Raw genomic sequence first — 23,835 nt, forward strand, 5'->3', positions numbered from 1 at the left:
ACTTATAGCCTGATGGCGTGCTTTTCCGCCAAATCAGAAAAGCCCTACATCAAACTTCGATTTGTCTGACTTCACTGATTGGGTCGCTCCACACAAAGTCCTGTGCCTTAAACAGACACAGGGAAAAGTGGATGCTTACTGCTGGCAAACCCGTCGTTTTCAGACTCGATATCGAAGGTTTTACCCACGACTTTCAGGTACATGAGTTCCGAGCCAAGGAAGCGCTCAACCAAACCTACAAGGTCGAACTCGAATTGGTCAGCGAACGTCGCGACCTTGATCTCGAGTCTCTGCTGCACCGTCCGGCCTTTCTCTCTTTCAGCGCCAATGGCGCCGGCCTTCACGGGCAAATTTATCGAATCGGCCAAGGTGACTCCGGCACACGTCTGACGCGTTACCAGATCGTGTTGGTGCCGTATCTGGCCTATCTCGGCCACCGCCATAACCAGCGAATCTTTCAGCAGCAGAGCGTGCCGCAGATCATCGCCAAGGTGTTGCTCGACCACGGCATGCAGGCTGACGCCTGGCGTTTCCAGCTGAGCGCGGAATACCCGCCACGTCCGTACTGCGTGCAATTCAACGAGACGGATCTGCACTTCATCCAGCGCTTGTGCGAGGAAGAAGGTCTGCACTTTCACTTCCAGCACAGCAGCGCTGGACATCTGTTGGTGTTTGGCGAGGACCAGACCGTTTTCCCCAGACCCGGTGCCCCGACCGTGTACGTACAAGACAGCGGCATGGTGGCCGACACCTCGGTAATCGATCGCTTCAACGTACGCCTGGAAACCCGTACCAGCCACGTCAGTCGTCGCGACTATCACTTCGAACGGCCTACTGTGCAACTGGACGCCGAGGCCCGGGACACGCGGCTTCCCGCACTTGAGGATTACGCCTTTCCGGGGCAGTTCATCCATCGTGAACGCGGCACTCATCTGAGCCAGCGCGCCCTTGAGCGCCATCGCGCCGATTACCGCCAGGGACAAGGTCGCAGCAATCAAAGCCTGCTGCGCAGTGGCAGTTTCCTCGACCTGTGCGAGCACCCACGCGCTGACTTTAACGGTTTATGGCTGCTGACCAGCGTCGACCACACTGGCAAACAACCGCAAGTGCTGGAGGAGTCGGCGACTGACGCTGGCAGCGAAGATGGATTCCAACAGGGCTACCGCAATGACTTTGTTGCCACGCCTTGGGAGGTGATTTACCGACCCGCGCTGGAACACCCGAAACCACGGGTGAACGGCAACCAGCACGCGGTGGTGACAGGTCCGTCCGGCGAGGAGATCTACTGCGACGCCTATGGCCGCGTGAAAGTGCAATTGCTGTGGGATCGCGAAGGTCAGCTCAATGAGCAATCCAGTTGCTGGCTGCGAGTCGCCACAGGCTGGGCTCATGACCAATACGGCAGCGTGCAGATTCCCCGCGTCGGCATGGAAGTGCTGGTCGGATTCACTGAAGGTGATCCCGACAAACCGTTTATCCAGAGTTGCCTGCCCAATGCCGTGACGCCGGTGCCACTCGACTTGCCCGCCGAACAGACGCGCAGCATCTGGCGCAGTCAGAGCAGCCCCGGAGGTGGCGGTTACAACGAGCTACGGATCGAGGACAGAAAAGGCGCCGAAGAAATCGCCATCCGTGCTCAGCGTGACTTTGTTCAACTGGTGCTCAATGACCAACGGGTTCAGGTCGACAATCAGCGCTCGGTGGTGGTCGGCGGCATTTGCAGCCATGACCTGCGCAGCGACGAACACCATCTGACCCACGGCAATCGCCTGACCGAACTCAAGCAGGACGATCACCTGTGGGTGCAAGGCGACCGGCACATTCGCGTCACCAGTCAGCGGCTCAGTGCGAGCCAGCAAATCCACTTCGGCGCCGGCCAGCAAGTGGTCATCGATGGCGGTGCCCACGTGACGATCAAGGCCGGTGGCCATTGGTTGACGCTGGGGCCGGAGGGCATTTGCAGCAGCGTGCCGATCGTTCAGGGCGGCGCGCCTGCGGTCGGGCTGTCAGCGGCGCCATTGATGCCGGGAGCGTTGCCGATCTTGAGTGCAGCGGTCGATCCGCCCCAGCAGCGCCGAACAATGGTCGCGGCGCGCAATTCACGTTGCCTGATGTGCGAGGCAGCCGAGGCATGAATCTTTCGACCTCACTGCCCACTGACTTGCCGTGGAATGAGCAACAGGCTTTTGTATTGCTGGACGGCGCAACCCAAATCAATTTGCCGGAGCGCTTGCAACAGCACTGTCCCGGCTTCAGCAGCATCGCATTGTTCGACTGCCCGCCCTTCACTGAACTGCGGGATATCTCGCCACTGCTGGTGACAATCGAACACCCTGAGTCGGCGGTGTTTCAGTTCTACATGGCGCATGCGCACGAAGAATGGGGAGTGTTGCTGTTCAGCTCGGAGCACGCACATGGCGTCGCTCAACACCTGCGAAAACTGCTGACGGTGGAAATGCCGGAAGGTCTGCCGGTGATGCTGCGACTGGCCGACGCCGCCGTTGCGCGGGCGCTGTTTGGCAGCGGTGATCCACGGTTATTTGGTCCGCTTTGCTCGGTAGTCACCCCCGATTGCGTTGGCGCGAGCTGGCATCGTCACCAGTCTCGGCAATCCGACAGCCCTGACCTGCCAATCCCCTATCGCCTGACGCCGGAACAGAACTCGGCACTGGATCGAGTTGATCAACGGCGTGCGCTGCTCGATCTCGATGTCCATTTACTCAGCTACTTCCCGCAACAGCAACGCGGCGCAACCCTGGCCTTGCGCTGGCCAGCGCTTGAACAGCTTTTTACGCAGGCGCAAGCCCTGGGCTTGAGCAGCCAATCCGAGTTGCTCTATTACGCCAATGTTCTGGCCTCGCTGGACGGTTCCCCGCTCGACCAGCACCCGCACATCCATCGATTACTGCATTCGCCATCGCTGCAATCACCCGGCGAGCGCGTTGCGCTGGCCGCTACCCTTGCCCACGACTGGGCCAGCCAACGGGGCCGCCCATGAACTCGCCTGCCAACCTTGCCGCCGCTGCGGCCCCGAAAACCCCCATCGGCTCACCCGGCGCCTGCCCCTTGCGTCAAACCCATGTGCAACTGCTGCCCTTGCGTTACGGGCTGGTGGAAAACCCCCTCGACCCAAGTGCCTCGCTGCAACTGCCCTACTCCCTGAAAACGCGACCGCTGGGCATTCGCATGCTGCGCGATGGCTGGCTGTATGTGATCGACAGCGTCACCGGTCATTTGCATGAATACCGGATTCGCAATGGTCTGGTCAGCGCCTTGTTGCACAAGGGCGCCAAGGTAGCCGGCGATCAACGCACGCCCATCGAGGAGTCTCCGGCGCTGGTGTTTTCCCGGCGCAGTCAGTTGCACGTGTGCTTCGCCGAGGTTCAATGGAGCGCCGGCAAATGCGCGCAAGTGACTGACAGCCGCGAAGAGCGCGAACACTTCATGCAGGCCGTAGACCTTGGTCCGGTGAACTGCGAAACCGGTGGCGAACATCTGCTGACGGTGGAACAGGCCGGGCAGTGGCTGGCGGAGATTGCGACGGTGCCGGCGCAACAGACGCAGCTGGAGAAAGACCGCGCCAGCCTGGAGCAGGACTCGCCGCCAGACGCCGTCCTGATGCCCACGGTGCACGTCAGCAACGCCCCCGAGCACGAGCGCGAACCGTATCTGTGGGAACAACCCCGGCGCTTTCGCGATGCGCATATTGGCGAGTTCCTCGGTTCAGTGCGCCCGGCTTATCAGAACGACACGTTGTTCCTTGTGGTGCTGGACGACCTCGGCGTACTGCGTGATCTGGCTGACTATCAAGACACGGTGGTCGGCTGGATTGATCACTGGAGCAATAACGGGCACAACGAACGGGATTATTTGCTGGCCTGTTATATCGAATCCTTGAGTCAGCTCAGTCCGGCTGACGTCGGCAACCTCGACAAGGTCAGCGACGACCCGGCAGTCAAAGCCCTGCTTGGCGATCTGCAACAGTTGCCTGAACCGACCCGGGAAGACACGCGCAAAGCTTTGCTCGACTACCTGAACAAGGGCGGCAAGGTCGAGCTGGACGAGGTGCCCCTCCCGCCTGCGCTGGTGCAATTACGCAACGAAGCCCAAGCCGAAGCACGGAAGATGCTCAGGTATCAGGGTGGCGCTCCAGACATCATGGCCCATAGCCGCGCCATAGAATACGCGGACCGCAGTTACTACACCCGCGAGCACTTTTCGATGGCTCCCGATGACTTCGTCGAGCGCCACTTGAAGACGCTGGTCAAGCTCGGCAAGGAGCAAAACAAGCGCATCGAGGACGTGATCGAGGGCTCCAGTTTCACCGGTAAACGCGGGATCAACGACTTCATTGATCGACCCGCCATGGACGACATGCTGTTCCAGCATCGCGCCGATATCGGACGCTGGAATCGCTTGCTCGATCGCATTACCGAAGACCGTACAGATTTGGTCTGTGCCGGGCGTTTCCATCGCTCGGCCTGGTACTACGATGCGCATAAACCACAGCAATTGGCCGAGGTTTTCGCCGCCGAATACGCCTGCATCAAAGACATCTGCCGCAGCGATCACGCCAGTGAAAAGATGCTGGCTTTTCTGGAAGAACACCCGGAGCTGACACGCCCTGCGTTTTACACCTTGCCGCTGCGGGTCAGGCCTGAGCTGCTGGCGCAATACAGCCTGCTGTCCAATGCGGGAACCAGCCTGTACAGCAAGCTGCCGCACTGGCTGGAAACCCTGCGAAAAGCCGAACAACCGCACCTGCCTGCCCTCGATTCATTTCCCGAATACACCAGCGCCCTCGCCGACGCGGTGCAGCACAGCTACAGCCCGGCGCTGAATCTGGGCCTGAGCCGCGCACTGGCAGGTTTCGATCTGGAGGGAGGAAAAGTCCCCGACCTCGACGAACTGTTTCGCCATCTGCCCAAAGCACTGCCGGCCCGGATTCTCGATGCGGCGCGAAGCACAGGCGTGACCTTCACCGTCGCCACCCCGGCGGAACACGCGGCGCTGCAAACCGACATCAAGGACGTGCTCCGGGAACGGGCGGACCTCAAAAGCCTGACCAAGGAACGCAATCGGCTGACCCACAACAAAAACCTCGCGGGGCACAAGACACCACAAGCGATGGAGTTGCAGACCGAGATCGTGCGGGTACGGGCGCAATTGACACAGCTCGAAGGTCGACTGGCGGGAGCGATGAGCCCGATTGCAGAACTGCCGGATGCCTCTGTTCGCACTTACGGTGCAACGCCGTCCCGGGCGGGAGTGACGGTAGTGTTTGCCCCGGCGCAGCAGCAGGAAGTGCGGAGTTTGCTGAAGAATATTCGGTTGGGGATACAGAGTGTGCCGAGGGCGGATTTGATTAAGAGTGAGGGGATTGGGTTGTTGGTGTTTTTGGCTCAGGCGGTGAATTTGGTGGTGGTTTATCGGGAGATGTTGAAGCAAACCGGGAACGAACGAGTTTGGAAGCCATTTGCTAACGCAGTAGCAACCACAGGTGCCGCAGGATTTTCCGCTGCACAGAACCTAGCAGACACTGCGCTGAAGGCACATAGCGATAAGTTGGTCGCGGCAGGTCAATATCACGCTTTGGAGAGTGTGCATGTCCAGATGGGGAAGATGCATGTTGGATTGGGTTTCGCTACGTACTTGTTCGGTTTTGTATCTTCCCTGGCCAGCCTAAATGCCCACCAGCAAAATTGGCAGCAAGCAATGCGAAGTGGCAACCGCGCAGCCCAGAGCAGTGCTGCTCTTGCCACAGTAGGAGCAGCCGGCATGACGAGCATCAATGCCTATGGTTTTGGTCAAACCTTACATTCGGGTTACATGGTTCTGATTGCTAAAGACGCTGCCGCAAGAACAGCCGCATGGACCGCAGCCGGTACTCGCCTGTCAACCGTGTTTTTCCGAGCAAACCTGGCTGGTGCATTGTTCACAGTATTAGAACTAAGCGGTACCTGGCTGCACAACCGCTATAACATCAGCGCTCACGACAAATGGCTCAAAACCACACCTTGGAGTCTGGACGGCGATGAACGCGGTAACTACACCCTGGACGAATACCAGAGTTACCTCGGCGAATTAATCCATGCCCCTTTTGCAACATTGGGTCTGAACGAACATGACACTTCGCTGAAGAAGCTTTTTTTGCGGGCGAAACCCAGCGATATTCACCTCGAGTTGCCGGGGGTGAAACTGAGCGACTTCCAGCCGCCACTCAGCGGCAAACCATCCCTGCGCCTGGGCATCGGTGCCCATCGGCTGTTCCGCCCACTCGAAAGCCGCGGCACCGCGCGTGAACGCAAGGATGTGATCAGTAATGAGGTGTCGGACAGCTTGCAGATCGTGCAAGCAAACCCACTGATTCTATGCCTGCAATACCCGCTAAATCGTGAGGCTCCGACGTCGCCCGTGATCGATACAATGGAGTTGGGGGTTTGCGTGCAACGGTTGAACGCCAAAGGCGAGTGGATCTCTCGTACCCACATCATTCACTTGAATCCCCGAGGCGAAGGCCGTTTCCCTTCGCTGCCCCCCAAATCCGTCACCGAGCATCCGCCCCTGTTGCTGGTTGAAACCCATTTACTGGAGCTGGTCGACCATGTCCAAAAGCCTTGATGACACCGTCCAAACACCACGCGTGGAACAATCCCGTAAAGCCGGAGATATCGAGCCCTTTCCAAGCGGGAAGATCACTTATCTCGCGCCGCTGCCGCTTCCTACCCCATTGCTGCCTCACGGTCCTCATATCGGAGAGTTGAATGATGTACACATGGACTTTGGCTTGGGGTCACCCGGAGTCTTCATGTGGCAAGTGACACTAGGCGGACCATTCACCGGGGCATTTATGATTGCCTTCCTATTTCCGTTGGTGGGCGGATTTCTTGGGCTCGTGCTTGGATATGGCTGGGAGGAAGCTTGGAGTTCTGTAGAGGGAATTTTCCTGGTGTCATATGACACAGCGTTAATAACCGGTTTCTGCTCCCTATTCGTTGGCCTCTGCGTCTGGCTCCACAACCACAACAAACGCGCCGAAATCATCCCCACCCGCTTCAACCGCCAGCGCCGCGAAGTCTGTTTCATGCCCGAAGACGCCACCGAACCGGTCTTCGCCCCTTGGGAATCGCTTTCAGCCTGGGTCATCGAAGCCCAAAGCGCGACCCAGCATGGCATCCGCCGCCAATACGGCATGGGCATCGGTTTCCAGCACGGCGAAACCCTCACCAGCGTCGAATTCCCCTGCGCCGGCCTGCCCATCGCCATCAGCTATTGGGAAGCCATTCGCGGTTACATGGAATACGAAGTCAACGACCTCAAATCCATCCAGTATCAGCAAGACCTGCAAGGCCCCGACGACCCGCCCCACGAAGGCCTGCACACCTTCCACAACGCCCGCGCGCGCATGCATCAGCAAATTCGCGATGGCGAGCGAGGCCGGGTGTCGGGATTTTTCTGGTACCTGTACCACGTCATGACCTTCTGGACCGTGCCCAACCACTTGGTCGAATGGGAAATCCGCCGTATCAACGCCAGAGGCCAACACATACTGCCCGAGGTAATGCGCCAGTGGTCAGAGCCGCTGCCGAAGGACCAATGGGCTAAACCGAGCGAAGAATTGCTGCGCATGGGCGAACAGGTAAGAAAGCTACACAAACGCCGGCCTCACCGGGCGATCACCGAGATTTTTGCCGAGGTGCAGCGGTTGAACGCCAGCAACAAAGATCGCGCATGAAATTGAGCGCCTCGAGACGAAGTCTGTTCCCTTCGCTGCCCCTCAAATCCGTCACCGAGCATCCGCCCCTGTTGCTGGTTGAAACCCGTTTACTGGAGCTGGTCGACCATGTCCAAAAACCGTGATGACACCGTCCAAACACCACACCTTGATCAATCCCGTAAGGCAGGAGATATCGAGCCCTTTCCAAGCGGGAAGATCACCTATCTCGCGCCATTGCCGCTTCCTACTCCATTGCCACCTCACGGCCCTCATATTGGGGAGTTGAATGACGTGTACATGGACTTCGGGTTGGGATCGCCTCAGGTGTTCTCCTGGCAAGTCATTTTGGGCTTACCCTTTAGTGGCGCGTTTATGATTGCTTTCCTATTCCCGCTATTTACTGGGTTTCTTGGGATTGTTTTCGGTTACGACAAGGAAGCTATCTGGGACTCAATGAAGGGTATATTCCACGAAGGTTATGGGTATGCGCTGGTAACCGGCTTCATCACCCTACTCATCGGCCTCTGCGTCTGGCTCAACGTCCACAACAAACGCGCCGAAATCATCCCCACCCGCTTCAACCGCCAGCGCCGCGAAGTCTGTTTCATGCCCGAAGACGCCACCGAACCGGTCTTCGCCCCTTGGGAATCGCTTTCAGCCTGGGTCATCGAAGCCCAAAGCGCGACCCAGCACGGCATTCGCCGCCAATACGGCATGGGCATCGGTTTCCAGCACGGCGAAACCCTCACCAGCGTCGAATTCCCCTGCTCCGGCCTGCCCATCGCCATCAGCCATTGGGAAGCCATCCGCGGTTACATGGAATACGAAGTCAACGACCTCAAATCCATCCAGTATCAGCAAGACCTGCAAGGCCCCGACGACCCGCCTCACGAAGGCGTTCACACCTTCCACAACGCCCGCGCGCGCATGCATCAGCAAATTCGTGATGGCGAGCGAGGCCGGGTGTCGGGGTTTTTCTGGTACCTGTACCACGTCATGACCTTCTGGACCGTGCCCAACCACTTGGTCGAATGGGAAATCCGCCGCATCAACGCCAGAGGCCAACACATACTGCCCGAGGTGATGCGCCGATGGTCAGAGCCGCTGCCAAAGGAACAGTGGGTCAAACCGAGCGAAGAACTGCTGCGCATGAGCGAACAGGTCAGAAAGCTGCACAAACGCCTGCCCCACCGGGCAATCACCGAGATTTTTGCCGAAGTTCGGCGCATGAAAGTTAGCGGATGAGACGACTTTCTGTGGTGAGGGCGCTTGCCACTCTCACCACAGAAGCTCACTTCGACCACAGTCAGCGTTTTTGCCAGTAAACTCTCCGCACTTTCGCCGCCATCCATTTCCTGCGGCCATCACCTCTTTTTGTTGCGGAGTCCACCTTGCGTCTGTTTCACACCTCCGACTGGCACCTTGGGCAAAACCTGCATGGCCAGGAGCGCGATTTCGAGCACGCCTGTTTTCTCGAATGGCTGCTGCGTCAACTGCAACTGGCGCAGCCTGATGTGCTGCTGATCGCCGGGGACATATTCGACACGGTCAACCCGCCGGTCAAAGCCCAGGAACGCCTCTACGATTTCATCGTCAGCGCCCACGAACAGCAACCGTTGCTGACCATTGTGATGATCGCCGGCAACCATGATTCCGGCTCGCGCATTGAACTGCCCGCGCCGTTGATGCGCCGGTTGCGCACCCATGCGCTGGGTCGGGTGTTGTGGCTGGACGATGGCCAGCTCGACGCCGAGCGTCTGTTGCTGCCACTGCCGGATGCCTCCGGCGAAATCGCCGCGTGGTGCCTGGCGCTGCCGTTCTTGCGCCCTGCCGAAGTGACTGGCGCGCACTTGGGCGATAACTATTTGCGCGGTATCGGTCAGGTTCATGAATGGCTGATCGAAGCGGCCAATGCCAAACGCAAACCCGGTCAGGCGCTGGTCGCCATCAGCCACGCGCACATGGCCGGTGGTTCGGTTTCGGAAGACTCCGAGCGCAGTCTGATCATTGGCAACGCCGAGGCGCTGCCGGCCAGTCTGTTCGGGCCGAGCATCAGCTACGTCGCCCTCGGCCACTTGCACAAGCCGCAGAAGGTCAACGGTGAAGAGCGGATTCGCTACAGCGGTTCGCCGATTCCATTGTCGTTCTCGGAAATCGGCTATCAGCATCAGATTCTCGACATCACCCTGGACGGCGAAACCCTGGTCAGCGTAGAGCCGAAACTGATTCCGCGTTCGGTCAATCTGCAACGCATCGGCCCGGCGCCGCTGGCGGAAATCCTCGTGCAACTGGCGGACCTGCCAAACATCGACCTGCTCGCCGAAACCCAGCGCCAACCGTGGCTGGAAGTCCGTGTGCGCCTCGACGAGCCGCAGCCGGATCTGCGCCATCAAGTCGAAAGCGCCCTGCAAGGCAAAGCCGTGCGTCTGGTACGGATCGCCGCCGAATATGCCGGCAACGGTGGCCGCGACGGCGCCGACGATGGCAGCACGCTGATCGAACTCGATCAACTGACGCCGCAGGAGCTGTTCAGCCGCGCCTGGCTCGACAACTACGGCAATGAGGTCGATGAACAGACGCTCAAGGACTTCGCCGAGTTGCTGCAAGACGTGCAAATGGAGGCGGAGCAGCCATGAAGATTCTTGCGATTCGCCTGAAAAACCTCGCCTCGCTGGCGGGCCCGTTCGAAATCGATTTCACCGCTGAACCGCTGGCCAGCGCCGGTCTGTTCGCGATTACCGGGCCGACCGGCGCCGGCAAAAGTACCCTGCTCGATGCTTTGTGCCTGGCATTGTTCGGCGCCGTGCCGCGTCTGAACAACACCGGTCGCGATGCGAAAGTACCGGACGCCGACGGCGAAATCGCCACTGGCGACCCGCGCACCTTGCTCCGTCGCGGTACTGGCGAAGGTTATGCCGAAGTGGATTTTGTCGGCGTCGATGGCCGTCGTTATCGTGCGCGCTGGGAGGCCAATCGCGCCCGTGAGAAGGCTGGCGGCAAGTTGCAGGCCAGCCGTCAGAGCTTGCGCGATATCGATCAGGATCAACTGCTCGCCAGCCAGAAAGGCGAGTACAAAACCCAACTCGAAGCCGCGCTGGGCCTGAACTTCGAACAGTTCACCCGCGCCGTGTTGCTGGCCCAGAGTGAGTTCAGTGCCTTCCTCAAAGCGGACGACAACGACCGCAGCGAGTTGTTGGAAAAGCTCACCGACACCGCGCTCTACACTCGCCTCGGTCGTCGCGCTTTCGACAAGACCAAAGAGGCCCGCGAGGCGCATAAGCTGTTGCAGGATCAAGCGACCGGCGTCACGCCGCTGACGCCGGAAGCCCGCGCTGAGCTGGATGAACGCTTCAACACCGCACAACAGCAACTGAAGCTGCAACAGTCGCAGCTCAAACAGCTTGAGCAGCAGCACACTTGGCTCAAGGATTTACGTCAGTTACAGGACGCGCAACACGCCGCCGCCGAACAACTGCAAAGTGCCCAACAACACTGGGAAACGCTGAGCGCTGATCGGCTGAAACTGACGCGTCTGGAACAACTGGCCCCGCAACGCCACCAGTTCGCCCGCAAAACCGAACTCGACGCGCAACTGAGTCCTTTGGCCGCGCAGATTGCCGCGCACACCCAACAGCATGTCGAACTGGGCGAACGTCAAACATTGCTGGAACAGAATCTCGGCGCAGCGCAACTGGCCCTGAGCGAAGCGCAACAGCGCCAGAGTGACAGTGCTCCGCTACTGCGTCAGGCCTTCGAAGAACAAAGCACCCTCGCCCGTCTGGCCAAGGATGTCGCGCTCAGCGTCGAAGCCAAACAGGCAGCGCAACAGGCCTGCACTCAGGGCCAGAGCTCGATACAGACCTTGCTCGACAAGCAAAGTCAGGTCGCTGAACGCTTGCAGCAGATTGCCGCCGGGCTTGAGCAAAGTGCCCATCTGGCACCGTTGAGCGATGCGTGGAATGCCTATCGCGATCGCCTGCAACAGCTGATGCTGGTGAGTGGTCGGTTTAACAAGGGCCAAGAAGAACTGGCCAGTCTTGAACAGAATGCCAGCCGCTGCGCCGAAGAGCTGGCCACGCACAAACAGCAACTGGACGTGTTGTTCAAAGAGGCCGGTGCCGAGCCGGATGCCGTCGCCGAACAGATCGGCATACTCGGCAATCTGTTGCAGGACAACCGCAAACAACTGCGCGCCATCGAAGATCTGACGCGCCTGTGGGCCAGTCAGGAGGAAATGGACAAACTCGGCGCCGAGCTGCAACAACGTCAGCTCAGCGCGCAACAGGAACGTGATCGCCTGACTCAGGACGGGGTCAAGACCAAAGCCGAACTGACCGTCGCCGAGCAAACCCTGAGCGTCACCCGTGACTTGCTGGAGCGTCAGCGACTGGCGCGCAGTGCCAGCGTCGAAGAGCTGCGTGCGCAGTTGCAGGACGATCAGCCGTGCCCGGTCTGCGGCAGCAACGAGCATCCGTATCACCAGCCCGAAGCGCTGCTGCAAAGCCTCGGTCGCCACGATGAGAGCGAACAGGCCAACGCGCAGCAAGTGGTCGATCAGCTCAAGGAAAAGCTCACCGAGTTGCGCGCCGAAGTGGTTGGGGTCATCTCGCAACAGAAAGAATTGCTGCAACAGCAGGAGCAGTCTGCCGCCCGGCAACAGGCATTGACCTCCAGCCTCGAAGCCCATCCGCAGGCGGCTCAGTTGCTCAATCAGGACGCCGACAAACGCAGCGCCTGGCTGACGCGGCAGAACGATCAGCTGAATCAGAGCATCGCGCAGGACGAACAGCGCCAAAGCGCCCTGCTCACGCTGCAACAGGATGCGGCGCGCCTGACTCAGCAACTGCGTCACGCCGAAACCGCCCACCAGCAAGCGGCGCAACACCTGAGCAATCAGCAACGCGAACTGGGCAGCGACCGTCAGCGGCTCGACGAAGAGCTGACTGCGTTCGGTAATCTGCTGCCCGCCGACACCCTTGAAGCGTTGCGGGTTGAACCAGCGGCAACCTTTATGCAACTCGACCGGCAGATCGCCGAGCGCCTGACCCAAGTCGATCAGCAGAAAGAAGAACTCAGCGAGCAGCAACAACGCCAGCAGACGCTGGAGATGGAACAGGATCGTCAGCAGACCCGCGTGCAGCAAGCGCAAAACGCTGAACAGCAGTTCGACGCATTGGCCGCGCAACAACAGGCCTGCCAGGAAAAACTCGCGCAATTGCTCGGCGAGCACAGCAACGCCGAGCACTGGCAAACCCGGCTTGAACAAGCGGTGGAACAGGCGCGCAACGCCCAGACATCGACGGCCCAAGAACTGCAAAGCGTGCGCACGCAACTGGTGCAGATCGCCGCCGAACTCAAGGCGCAGCAAGATCGCTTACAGACCATCGAAGCCGAAGACCGCGAACTGGCCGGCAAAATCGCCGACTGGCGTGCGCGTCATCCTGAGCTGGATGACGGTGGCCTCGAAGACTTGCTGCGAATCGACGACGCGCAAGTCAGCGAATTGCGTCAGCGCTTGCAGCACAACGAAAAAGCCATCGAACAGGCCAAAGTGCTGGTGCAGGAACGTGATCTGCGTCTGCTCGATCATCAGGCGCAGCACAACGGCAACCTCGATGCCGAACAACTGGCAAGCGCCCTCGCCGACCTGCAAAACCAGTTCACCGTCAGCGAGCAGCAATGCGCCGAATTGCGCGCCGAGCAAGCCGAGGACCAACGTCGGCAGAACGCCAATCAGGCGCTGGCGCAGCAGATTGCCGACGCCTACACCGAGTATCAACGCTGGGCTCGTCTCAACGCGCTGATCGGCTCGGCCACTGGCGACACCTTCCGCAAGATCGCCCAGGCGTACAACCTCGATTTGCTGGTGCATCACGCCAACGTGCAGTTGCGCCAACTGGTCAAACGCTATCGCCTGAAACGTGGCGGCAGCATGCTTGGATTGCTGGTGATGGACACCGAAATGGGCGACGAACTACGCTCGGTGCATTCGCTGTCCGGTGGCGAGACGTTCCTGGTGTCGCTGGCATTGGCCCTGGGTCTGGCGTCGATGGCGTCGAGCACGCTGAAGATCGAATCGCTGTTCATCGACGAAGGTTTCGGCAGCCTTGATCCGGAATCACTGCAACTGGCGATGGACGCCCTCGACGGCTTGCAGGCGCAGGGCCGCAAGGTCGCGGTGATCTCGCACGTACAGGAAATGCACGAGCGGATTCCGGTGCAGATTCAGGTGCAGCGCCAGGGCAATGGTTTGAGCACACTGGAGGTGAAATGAACACGCTGTACTCTTTCCGCCGCTGCCCTTACGCGATGCGCGCACGGATGGCGCTGCGCTATTCGGGCGTGGCGGTGAACATTGTCGAGGTCAGCCTGAAGGCGAAACCGGCCGAGATGCTGGCGCTGTCGCCGAAAGGTACGGTGCCGGTGCTAGATGCCGGTGGTCAGGTGCTGGAAGAGAGTCTGGAGATCATGCGCTGGGCGCTGGCGCAGAATGATCCGGATAATTGGTTGCTCGACGGTGATTCGCGGATTGCCGAATTGATCCAGGCCAATGATCAGGTGTTCAAGGTGCACTTGAATCGCTACAAGTACGCTGAACGCTATCCGGAGCAGCCGATGGAGTTCTATCGAGGTGAGGGTTCGCTGTTTCTGCAGAAGCTGGATGAGTTGCTGAAGGATCGCGATTATTTGCTGACCGAGCATCCGACTCTTGCCGATATCGCGCTGCTGCCATTCGTTAGGCAGTTCGCCCATGTTGATCGCGAGTGGTTTGCGCAGACGCCTTATGTGCGCTTGCAGTCGTGGCTACAGCGCTTCCTCGACTCCGACCTGTTCACCGCCATCATGAAAAAGTAACCAACCCTTCCTGCTTAAACAACACCCGTGGCGAGGGGATTTATCCCCGTTGGGCTGCGAAGCGGCCCCAAACCCTGCAAGCCAGATATTCCCGATGCACCTTAGTGGCAGATTTTACGACTGCTTCGCAGCCGAACGGGGATAAATCCCCTCACCACAGAAGTGTTCACACCTCAGAAAAATCTGCGGATGCTCAAGTAAGGGCTTCGCACATGCCCAGCGCCGAGCAATGTGCGCTTTGCTGAATAAACTCTATCGAGCTGCCAAACGCACACATGCAGGAGCTGCCGAAGGCTGCGATCTTTTGATTTTGAAAGTCAAAAGATAGCAGCCTTCGGCAGCCCCAACAGGGAGTTTCTGAGCGGGAATTTCAGTGTTGGGTTTTGTGATCCAGTGCGGCGTAGAAGTTGGCACTTTGTTGCAGGTATTTCTGGGTGTAGCTCTGGGTGTGGGATTTTTTGCTGCTGACTTCAACGCTGGCGCTGGCTGGCAGAGCAACGGTAGCGGAGATGGCGGAAGCAGCGATAATCGAGAAGAGATTGAAGTTCATGGCGGTAACCCTCGTGTTCGGTTGGCTTGCTTGCCCGGTTGGGCTGTGAAGCAAACTTAACGCTCGAGGGTCGCCTGCTTGAAATGCTTTGTAGCATTAGCTGTTATCAGCGCGATTAATACATAGAGACAGGCCCCGTGAACCGGGGCCTGTGGCTTATTGTCGCACCAGAAACTTGAGGTCGCTCGGGGCGTCCATCGGCAGTTTCTGCACGGTTTTGCCCAGCAGACCGGTCTTGGCATCGCGCTCGACAACGATAATCGCGTTGCTCTTCTGGTTGGCGATCAGCAGGAATTTACCGCTCGGGTCGAGACTGAACTCACGCGGGTGATCACCCTCCACCGAGCGTTTTTGCAGTTCTTTGAGCTGGCCGGTCGCCGGATCAATCGCAAAGACCACCAGTTGATTGGCGGTGCCACGGTTGCTGACGTAGAGGAATTTGCCATCAGCCGAAGCGTGCAACGCCGCACCAGCCTTGTCCGAGGTCGGTTGGCCGGCAGCCAGATCGACCATTTGCGTCTGGGTCAGCACGCCGTCGTTGTAGTCGAACACCGCGACCTGCGCGCTCATCTCCATGGTCAGCCAGGCATGCTTGCCGTCGGCGCTGAACAGCAGATGCCGTGGACCGCTGCCCGGTGGCAAGGCCACGGAAGCGGCTTTCGCCGGGGTCAGTGGCAGATCCGGGTTGGCTTTCGGGTCGAATTTGTAGATGAAAACCTTGTCCGCGCCCAAGTCGTTGGAGAACACGTAATGACCGTCCGGCGAGGAAATCGTCGAATGCACATGGTTCGACGCCTGACGTTCGGCGTTCACGCGGCTCGCCGGGTGAGCGCTCATCTGCACCACGGGCTTGAGTTTGCCGTCGGCACCGACCGGCAATACCGCGAGGGTTCCGCCCGGGTCTTCAACCACCGAGTAGTTGCTGACGAACAGATGGCTGGCGTCGCCGCTGAGGCTCGAATGGGTCGGCTCGTTGCCCAGGCTCTGCACTTGGCTGATCAGGCTCAGGGCATGAGTCTTGGGATCGATGGCGTAACTGCTGACGCGGCCGACCGGGTCTTTTTGGCCCGGGCCGTTTTCGTTGACCACGAACAGTCGGTGCTGATCTTTCGACAGGGTCAGCCACGACGGATTTTCGCTCTTGACCACTTGCAGCGGTTTGGCGTCAATCTGCCCGGTGGCGCTATCGAAGTTCATTCGATAGATGCCCTGGCTGGTATTGGCGGTGTAGGAACCAACGAGCAACTGGAAATTTTCGGCGGACGCACTGGAAATGCCCATCGCGCCCACGCTGCCGGCCATCAGCAACGGCCAGAATTTACGCATTTTCATTCGGTTCTTCCTCGTCGTTGCTGCCGCCGAAGGCTTGCATGACCACCAGACGATGCTCGCCGGAGTCGCCAACGATCAGCCAGCTCTGCAGCTCATTGTCGAAAGTTGCCGCCCTGACTTGTTCCGGGCTGAACTCCCAGTGTTTCGACACGCGACCGTCCATGAGTTCGATGTGCAGACTGTCGTCTTCGTAGAGGGAGGATTCGAAAGCATGCAAGCCGTCGATTTCGACCATGTCGCAGTGTTCGAGGGCGTTGAGAAGGGATTCGGTTTCGGCAGTCATGGCAAACAGTCTTTAAAAGGGGGAAAGGGCCAATGATAGCTCAATGTCGCCACATAACCCCCTGTGGGAGCTAGCCTGCTAGCGATGCGGTTGTGTCAGGCGGCGGTGATGTCGACTGATTGGCCGCTATCGCTAGCAGGCTAGCTCCCACAGGTAATGTGTTGTCAGTTACAACGCGTCGCGGGATTGCTTGCCATCGACCAGCCGTTGAATGCGCAGCGGATTGGCGTTTTTCAGCGGTTCCGGCAGCAGGCTGTCCGGATAGTTCTGGAAGCACACCGGGCGCAGGAAACGATCGATCGCCAAGGTGCCCACCGAGGTGCCGCGCGCATCCGAAGTCGCCGGGTATGGCCCGCCGTGCACCATCGAATCACAGACCTCGACACCGGTCGGATAACCGTTGAGCAGAATCCGCCCGACCTTCTGTTCCAGTAGCGGCGTCAGTTCGGCGAACTGTTCGAAGTCAGCTGGTTCACCAATGATCGTCGCGGTGAGTTGCCCGTGCAGGCCGTTCAACGCGGCACTGAGTTGTGCCTGATCGGCCACTTCAACGATCACCGTGGTCGGGCCGAAGACTTCTTCCTGAAGCACTTCATCGCCGTTGATCAGCAGGCTCGCATCCGCTTTGAACAGTTGCGGCTGCGCCTGATTGCCTTGCTGCGGATTACCCGCCAGATGCTCGATGCCAGCGTGCGCCAGCAATTTCTCCAGACCTTTGCCATAACTGCCCAGCGTGCCGGCATTGAGCATGGTTTGCGCCGGTTGATCGCCGATCAGCCCTGCAACTTGCTGGATAAAAGCGCTGAATTGCGCCGAGCGAATACCAATCACCAAACCCGGATTAGTACAGAACTGCCCGCAGCCTTGCACCACCGATGCGGTGAGATCGCGAGCGACGGTTTCAGCACGGGCCGCCAGTGCCTGAGGCAAGACGATAACCGGGTTGATGCTCGACATCTCGGCGAACACCGGAATCGGCTGCGGCCGAGCGGCAGCCATGTCGCATAGCGCCCGTCCGCCCTTGAGCGAACCGGTGAAGCCGACTGCCTGAATCGCCGGGTGTTTGACCAGCCATTCGCCGACACCACCGCCGTAAATCATGTTGAATGCCCCGGCCGGCATGCCGGTTTTTTCCGCGGCGCGGATGATTGCATCGGCAACCAGCTCTGCCGTGGCCATGTGGCCGCTGTGCGCCTTGAACACCACCGGGCAACCGGCGGCCAGCGCCGAAGCGGTATCGCCGCCCGCCGTGGAAAACGCCAGCGGGAAATTGCTCGCGCCAAACACGGCTACCGGGCCGAGACCGATGCGGTATTGGCGCAGATCCGGACGCGGCAACGGCTGACGATCCGGCAATGCCGAATCAATGCGCGCACCGTAAAAATCACCCCGACGCAGCACTTTGGCGAACAAACGCATCTGCCCGCTGGTGCGCCCGCGCTCGCCCTGAATCCGCCCGGCCGGCAACGCCGTTTCGCGACAGACCACGGCCACAAAATCATCGCCGAGCGCATCCAGTTCATCGGCAATCGCATCGAGAAACTGTGCGCGGCGCTCAGCGCTGAGGCTGCGATACGCCGGGTACGCGGCGGCGGCAGCTTTGGCGGCGGCATCGACTTCTTCAGCAGTGGCCTGAATAAAATCGTGCGGCAATTGCTCGCCCGTGCTGGCGTCAACGCTGTGCAGTTTGACGCTGCCGGCAGCGCTGCGCTGACCGCCGATGTAGTTGTGACCGAGAATCTGAGTCATGGGATCTCCTTAAAGGGTGCCGATGCTGCCCGGTTGGAAAACGGCTTCTGCCGGGGCAATGCCATTGATCAGCGGTGCGCCGAATTCGGCCTGGCTGATTTCAAATACATCGCCCGGTTGGGTGCGGATGCCATCGGCGAACGACAGGGTCGCGGTGCCGAAAAAGTGAATATGTACATCGCCCGGACGCAGGAACTGGCTGTACTTGAAGTGGTGGTATTCGAGGTTCGCCAAGCTGTGGCACATGTTGGCCTCGCCGCTGAGGAACTCGTTCTGCCACAAGACTTCGCCGTCGCGCAGGATGCGGCTACTGCCCGCCAGATGTTGAGGCAATTCACCGACGCGAAGTTCCGGGCCATAACTGCAACTGCGCAGTTTCGAGTGCGCCAGGTACAGATAGTTTTTGCGCTCCATGACGTGATCGGAGAATTCGTTGCCGACCGCGAAGCCGAGGCGATACGGTTTGCCGTCGTGGCCGATGATATAGAGGCCGGCCATTTCCGGTTCTTCGCCAGCGTCTTCAGCAAACGGCGGCAGCGGAAATGGCTCGCCCGGACGCACGACGATGCTGCCATCGCCCTTGTAGAACCACTCCGGTTGCACACCGGCCTGCCCCGCCGCTGGTTTGCCGCCCTCCACGCCCCATTTGAAGATGCGCATGGTGTCGGTCATCGTCGCTTCATCGCCGGCCTGCTGGTGCATCTTGTCGCGGGCCGAGGCGCTGCCGAGATGGGTCAGGCCGGTGCCGCTGACCAGCATGTGCGCCGGGTCCGGGTGATCGAGTGGCGGCAGGATGCGCAGCTGGGTCAGCAGTTCGGTGTAGTCATGACTGATGCCCAGACCGTGGGTCTGCACTTGCTGCACGAGGCTGTTGCCGGACTCGATGGCCGCCAGCGCCAGATCACGCACGCTGCGCGCATCCTGCACTTCGCGCACCAGACCTTGCTCGACCACGCCGACACGGCGCTCGCCGTTGCTTAATTCGAATTGAACCAGATGCATGATTTTCTCCCTTGAGCATAATTTCTAAACAGCGAAGAACCCTGTGGGAGCTGGCTTGCCAGCGATGGCGGCGGCACATTCAGCATTGATGTGTCTGAAAGATTGCTATCGCTGGCAAGCCAGCTCCCACAGGTTCGGCGGTGATTGCTGCATTGGTGTCAGGTGCGGGTCGCGCCGCGGGCGCTTGCGGCGAATTGGTCGGCGGGGAGCACGTGCTTGCGCTCCAGCAACCGATAAACCACGCCAGTCAAAATCAAACCGAACACCATCACCCCTGACAGGAAATACAACCCCGAAGCCAGATTGCCGGTGTATTCCTTCAGCGCCCCAATCACGAACGGCCCGATATAGCCGCCGAGGTTGCCCACCGAATTGATCAACGCGATCCCCGCCGCCGCACTCGCTCCGGCAAAGAAGCGCCCTGGCAATGTCCAGAAAACCGCCGTGCAAGAGAACAGCGCAAACGCCACCAGACACAGCGCCGCCAGTTGCGCCACCGGCATCGACAGCCAGGCGCTGAGGAACAGGCCAATCGCGCCGAGCACGTAAAGCACTGCCAAGTGGCCGTAACGGTCATTCAATCGGTCGGAACTGCGCGGAATGATCAGCAACCCGATGATCCCGAAGACGTACGGCACCGAAGACACAAACCCGGTGACCAGATCGCTACCGCCAAATTGTTTGATCAGGGTCGGCAACCACAGACCGAGGCCGTAAATGCTCAGGGTCACCGGCAGATAAAACAGCGCCAGCAGCAACACGCGTTTGTCTTTCAGCGCATGCAACGGATTGCCGTGACGGGTCTGGCCGTATTCCTGCAAATCCTTTTTCAGCTCGCCGGTCAGCCAGTCCTTCTCGGCCTGATCCATCCATTTCACTTGCTGCGGGCCATCGGGCAACCAGCGCAGCACCGGCCAGGTCAGCAGGATCGCCGGGGTGCCGATGACGATGAACAGCCACTGCCAGCCGTGCAGACCCAGCACGCCGTCCATGCCCAGCAAACCGCCGGACACTGGCCCGGTGATCATCATCGCGATGGGTTGGGAAAGGATGAACAGCCCGAGGATCTTGCCGCGATGGCGCACCGGGAACCATTGGGTGATGTAGTACAGAACGCCGGGAAAGAACCCCGCCTCCGCCGCGCCGAGCAGAAAACGCATCACGTAGAAACTGTGCGGGCCCTGGACGAACGCCATGCCGATGGTGATGGCGCCCCAGGTGATCATGATCCGCGCAAACCAGCGCCGCGCGCCGAAGCGTTCGAGCATCAGGTTGCTGGGGATTTCCAGCAGAAAGTAACCAATGAAAAACAGCCCGGCGCCGAGGCCGTAGGCGGCATCGCCGATCCCGATGTCGGCGCCCATGTGCAGCTTGGCGAAGCCGACGGCGGAGCGATCCACATAGGCGATCAGGTACAGCAGGATCAGGAAGGGAATCAGTTTCAGCGTGATGCGGCGAATAAGCCGCAATTCCTGGTTCATGGGATCGGTCTCCGATTGTTGTTTTTATAGAACCTCGGGGGACGCCTCTCGCGGAAAACCGCCAGGGCCGATCCCTCCGTCGAAAATGACTATATAGTAATACTATTTAAGCAACAACACTTCCAAACCGGCGAATTTGAGCTTATGTTTAGCCACAACTCGAACACTATAGTCATACAATAAGAGAATCGATCATGTCTGATAAGAAACCCACCCTGCGCTCCGCCCAATGGTTTGGCACGGCCGACAAGAACGGCTTCATGTACCGCAGCTGGATGAAGAATCAGGGCATCGCCGACCACCAGTTTCATGGCAAGCCGATCATCGGCATCTGCAACACCTGGTCGGAACTGACCCCATGCAACGCGCATTTCCGCCAGATCGCGGAGCACGTCAAACGCGGGGTGATCGAGGCCGGTGGTTTTCCGGTGGAATTCCCGGTGTTCTCCAACGGCGAATCGAACTTGCGCCCGACCGCCATGTTCACCCGCAACCTGACCAGCATGGATGTCGAGGAAGCGATTCGCGGCAACCCGATTGACGGCGTGGTGCTGCTGACCGGTTGCGACAAAACCACTCCGGCACTGTTGATGGGCGCGGCCAGTTGCGACGTGCCGGCCATCGTCGTCACCGGCGGGCCGATGCTTAACGGCAAACACAAAGGCAAAGACATTGGCTCCGGCACGGTGGTCTGGCAGCTCAGCGAACAGGTCAAGGCCGGCACCATCACCATTGACGACTTTCTTGCAGCCGAGGGCGGCATGTCCCGCTCGGCCGGTACCTGCAACACCATGGGCACCGCGTCGACTATGGCCTGCATGGCCGAAGCGCTGGGCACTTCGCTGCCGCACAACGCGGCAATTCCTGCGGTGGATGCGCGGCGTTATGTGCTGGCCCATATGTCCGGCATGCGTGCGGTGGAGATGGTTCGCGAGGACTTGAAACTGTCGAAAATCCTGACCAAGGAAGCCTTCGAAAACGCGATTCGCGTCAACGCCGCCATCGGTGGTTCGACCAACGCGGTAATTCACTTGAAAGCCATCGCCGGTCGGATTGGCGTCGAGCTGGATCTGGACGACTGGACGCGCATCGGTCGCGGCATGCCGACCATCGTCGATCTGCAACCGTCGGGACGTTTCCTGATGGAAGAGTTCTACTACGCCGGTGGCCTGCCCGCGGTGCTGCGCCGTCTCGGCGAGGCCAATCTGATTCCCAACCCGAATGCGTTGACCGTTAACGGCAAAACCCTCGGCGAGAACACCAAGGACGCGCCGATCTACGGCGAAGACGAAGTCATTCGCACCCTCGACAACCCGATCCGCGCCGACGGCGGCATCTGCGTGCTGCGCGGCAATCTGGCGCCACTCGGCGCGGTGCTCAAGCCCTCCGCCGCCACCCCGGAACTGATGCAGCATCGCGGCCGCGCCGTGGTTTTCGAGAACTTCGACATGTACAAGGCGCGGATCAACGATCCGGAACTGGACGTTGATGCGAACTCGATTCTGGTGATGAAGAACTGCGGGCCGAAGGGTTATCCGGGCATGGCCGAAGTCGGCAACATGGGCTTGCCGGCCAAGTTGCTGGCCCAAGGCGTGACCGACATGGTGCGCATTTCTGATGCACGGATGAGCGGCACCGCGTACGGCACAGTTGTGCTGCACGTTGCCCCGGAAGCCGCAGCCGGCGGGCCTTTGGCGGCGGTGAAGGAAGGCGACTGGATCGAACTCGATTGCGCCACCGGGCGTCTGCATCTGGATATTCCGGATGCCGAACTGGCGGCGCGCATGGCTGATCTGCAACCGCCGCAGCAATTGCTGTTGGGGGGGTATCGTCAGCTGTACATCGATCATGTGCTGCAAGCGGATCAGGGTTGCGACTTCGACTTCCTGGTGGGCTGCCGTGGGGCTGAGGTACCTCGCCACTCCCATTAAGGCATTCAGCAGTTCCTACATTGGAATGCATTTCCCTGTAGGAGTGAGCCTGCTCGCGATAGCGGAGTTTCAGTCAACATGGATATCAACTGACAGACCGCTATCGCGAGCAGGCTCACTCCTACATTTGCTTGTGTTGCGCCTCAAGATTGCATCACGCCTGCTATGATGCGCGGCATCTTCATCGCTCAGGATCGCGCCGTTCCCCATGGATTACCGCAAACCGTCCGACCGCAAAAGCATGCACTCGCGCATCGTCCAGGAGCTGGGCATGCAGATCGTTTCCGGGCGTTTTCTGCCTGACGACAAACTGCCCGCCGAAGCCTTGTTGTGCGAGGAGTACGCCGTCAGCCGGCCGGTATTGCGCGAAGCCACGCGGGTGCTGGTGGCCAAGGGTCTGGTGTATTCCAAGCCGCGAGTCGGCACGGTGGTCAAGGCCCGCCGCGAATGGCACATGCTCGATCCGGACGTACTGCACTGGCTGATGCAAAGCAGCCCGCAGAATGAGTTCTTCAATGTCCTGACCAGCGTGCGCAGCATCATCGAACCCGCCGCTGCCGCCCTCGCCGCCCAACATGCAACCGATGCCGACATTGCCTCTATCAGCGAAGCGTATCAGCGCATGGAAGCGGCGCCGACGCCGGAAGCCTTGCTGCAACCGGATCTGGATTTCCATAGCCGCATCGCCGATGCGACACACAATGATCTGCTGGCGAATCTGTGCAACATGCTTTCGGTGGCGATTGCCGAAGCGTTGAAGCATTCGAACCAGCGGCCGAATCTGCATGAACTGGCGTTGCCGCGACACAAGGCGATCCTCACGGCCATCGAGAACCGTGATGCGCTGGGCGCAAGGCATGCGACGCTGGTGCAGCTGGATGACGCGCGCAGTGCGTTGAGTACGGTGCTGGGCACCGAACTCTCCTGAAACACCA

At 59.7% G+C, this 23,835-nt stretch carries 16 protein-coding genes; 10 read left to right on the forward strand and 6 right to left on the reverse strand.

All coding sequences use genetic code 11. The features are described from left to right. The first annotated feature begins 131 nt into the window (after positions 1-131). From ACTWLJ_RS23055 to ACTWLJ_RS23090, 8 genes are all read left to right on the forward strand, one after another. Entirely contained in the window at positions 132-2,135 is a 2,004-nt protein-coding gene (locus ACTWLJ_RS23055; protein WP_445178590.1) for a type VI secretion system Vgr family protein, read from the forward strand. After that, positions 2,132-2,998: a DUF4123 domain-containing protein gene (locus ACTWLJ_RS23060; RefSeq protein ID WP_445178591.1), complete on the forward strand. Its 867-nt coding sequence runs from the start codon at positions 2,132-2,134 to the stop codon at positions 2,996-2,998. The genes ACTWLJ_RS23055 and ACTWLJ_RS23060 overlap by 4 nt, the downstream gene beginning before the upstream one ends. After that, a complete protein-coding gene (locus tag ACTWLJ_RS23065; protein WP_445178592.1) occupies positions 2,995-6,621 on the forward strand; it encodes a toxin VasX in 3,627 nt (1,208 codons plus the stop codon). Before ACTWLJ_RS23060 ends, ACTWLJ_RS23065 begins: the two co-directional genes overlap by 4 nt. After that, positions 6,605-7,735, forward strand: coding sequence for a hypothetical protein (locus ACTWLJ_RS23070; RefSeq protein ID WP_445178593.1), 1,131 nt, complete (start codon positions 6,605-6,607; stop codon positions 7,733-7,735). The genes ACTWLJ_RS23065 and ACTWLJ_RS23070 overlap by 17 nt, the downstream gene beginning before the upstream one ends. A gap of 108 nt (positions 7,736-7,843) precedes the next feature. Then, a complete protein-coding gene (locus ACTWLJ_RS23075) occupies positions 7,844-8,962 on the forward strand; it encodes a hypothetical protein (RefSeq protein ID WP_445178594.1) in 1,119 nt (372 codons plus the stop codon). A gap of 146 nt (positions 8,963-9,108) precedes the next feature. Next, the gene (locus ACTWLJ_RS23080) at positions 9,109-10,353 is read left to right on the forward strand and encodes an exonuclease SbcCD subunit D C-terminal domain-containing protein (RefSeq protein WP_401212528.1); all 1,245 of its coding nucleotides are present in this window, start codon (positions 9,109-9,111) and stop codon (positions 10,351-10,353) included. Further along, positions 10,350-13,991 carry an AAA family ATPase gene (locus tag ACTWLJ_RS23085; RefSeq protein ID WP_445178595.1) on the forward strand — a complete coding sequence of 1,214 codons (3,642 nt, stop codon included), beginning with the start codon at positions 10,350-10,352 and terminating at the stop codon, positions 13,989-13,991. Before ACTWLJ_RS23080 ends, ACTWLJ_RS23085 begins: the two co-directional genes overlap by 4 nt. Continuing rightward, complete coding sequence (locus ACTWLJ_RS23090; protein ID WP_445178596.1) at positions 13,988-14,572, forward strand: glutathione S-transferase; 585 nt, start codon at positions 13,988-13,990, stop codon at positions 14,570-14,572. The genes ACTWLJ_RS23085 and ACTWLJ_RS23090 overlap by 4 nt, the downstream gene beginning before the upstream one ends. Positions 14,573-14,942: 370 nt before the next feature. On the opposite strand, the gene ACTWLJ_RS23095 is transcribed toward ACTWLJ_RS23090, so the two are convergent. The 6 genes from ACTWLJ_RS23095 to ACTWLJ_RS23120 all read right to left on the reverse strand — a co-directional run bounded on the left by ACTWLJ_RS23095 (position 14,943) and on the right by ACTWLJ_RS23120 (position 20,969). After that, positions 14,943-15,122, reverse strand: a complete 180-nt coding sequence (locus ACTWLJ_RS23095; RefSeq protein WP_445178597.1) for a hypothetical protein — start codon at positions 15,120-15,122, stop codon at positions 14,943-14,945. Positions 15,123-15,278: 156 nt separating this feature from the next. Continuing rightward, on the reverse strand, positions 15,279-16,454 hold the full coding sequence (locus ACTWLJ_RS23100; RefSeq protein ID WP_445178598.1) for a lactonase family protein: 1,176 nt from the start codon (positions 16,452-16,454) through the stop codon (positions 15,279-15,281). Beyond that, entirely contained in the window at positions 16,441-16,737 is a 297-nt protein-coding gene (locus ACTWLJ_RS23105) for a DUF5629 family protein (RefSeq protein WP_445178599.1), read from the reverse strand. Before ACTWLJ_RS23105 ends, ACTWLJ_RS23100 begins: the two co-directional genes overlap by 14 nt. A 168-nt stretch (positions 16,738-16,905) precedes the next feature. Next, on the reverse strand, positions 16,906-18,486 hold the full coding sequence (locus tag ACTWLJ_RS23110) for an aldehyde dehydrogenase (NADP(+)) (RefSeq protein ID WP_445178600.1): 1,581 nt from the start codon (positions 18,484-18,486) through the stop codon (positions 16,906-16,908). Between the two features lie 9 nt (positions 18,487-18,495). Next, on the reverse strand, positions 18,496-19,488 hold the full coding sequence (araD1, locus tag ACTWLJ_RS23115) for an AraD1 family protein (protein WP_445178601.1): 993 nt from the start codon (positions 19,486-19,488) through the stop codon (positions 18,496-18,498). 158 nt (positions 19,489-19,646) lie between these two features. Further along, positions 19,647-20,969 carry an MFS transporter gene (locus ACTWLJ_RS23120; RefSeq protein WP_445178602.1) on the reverse strand — a complete coding sequence of 441 codons (1,323 nt, stop codon included), beginning with the start codon at positions 20,967-20,969 and terminating at the stop codon, positions 19,647-19,649. 194 nt (positions 20,970-21,163) lie between these two features. Here ACTWLJ_RS23120 and ACTWLJ_RS23125 point away from each other — a divergent pair, with 194 nt between their 5' ends. Together ACTWLJ_RS23125 and ACTWLJ_RS23130 are read left to right on the forward strand one after the other, a co-directional pair. Further along, complete coding sequence (locus ACTWLJ_RS23125) at positions 21,164-22,900, forward strand: IlvD/Edd family dehydratase (RefSeq protein WP_401212553.1); 1,737 nt, start codon at positions 21,164-21,166, stop codon at positions 22,898-22,900. Positions 22,901-23,108: 208 nt separating this feature from the next. After that, complete coding sequence (locus tag ACTWLJ_RS23130) at positions 23,109-23,828, forward strand: FadR/GntR family transcriptional regulator (protein WP_445178603.1); 720 nt, start codon at positions 23,109-23,111, stop codon at positions 23,826-23,828. Positions 23,829-23,835 lie beyond the last annotated feature (7 nt).

The organism is Pseudomonas sp. McL0111 (assembly GCF_052567255.1).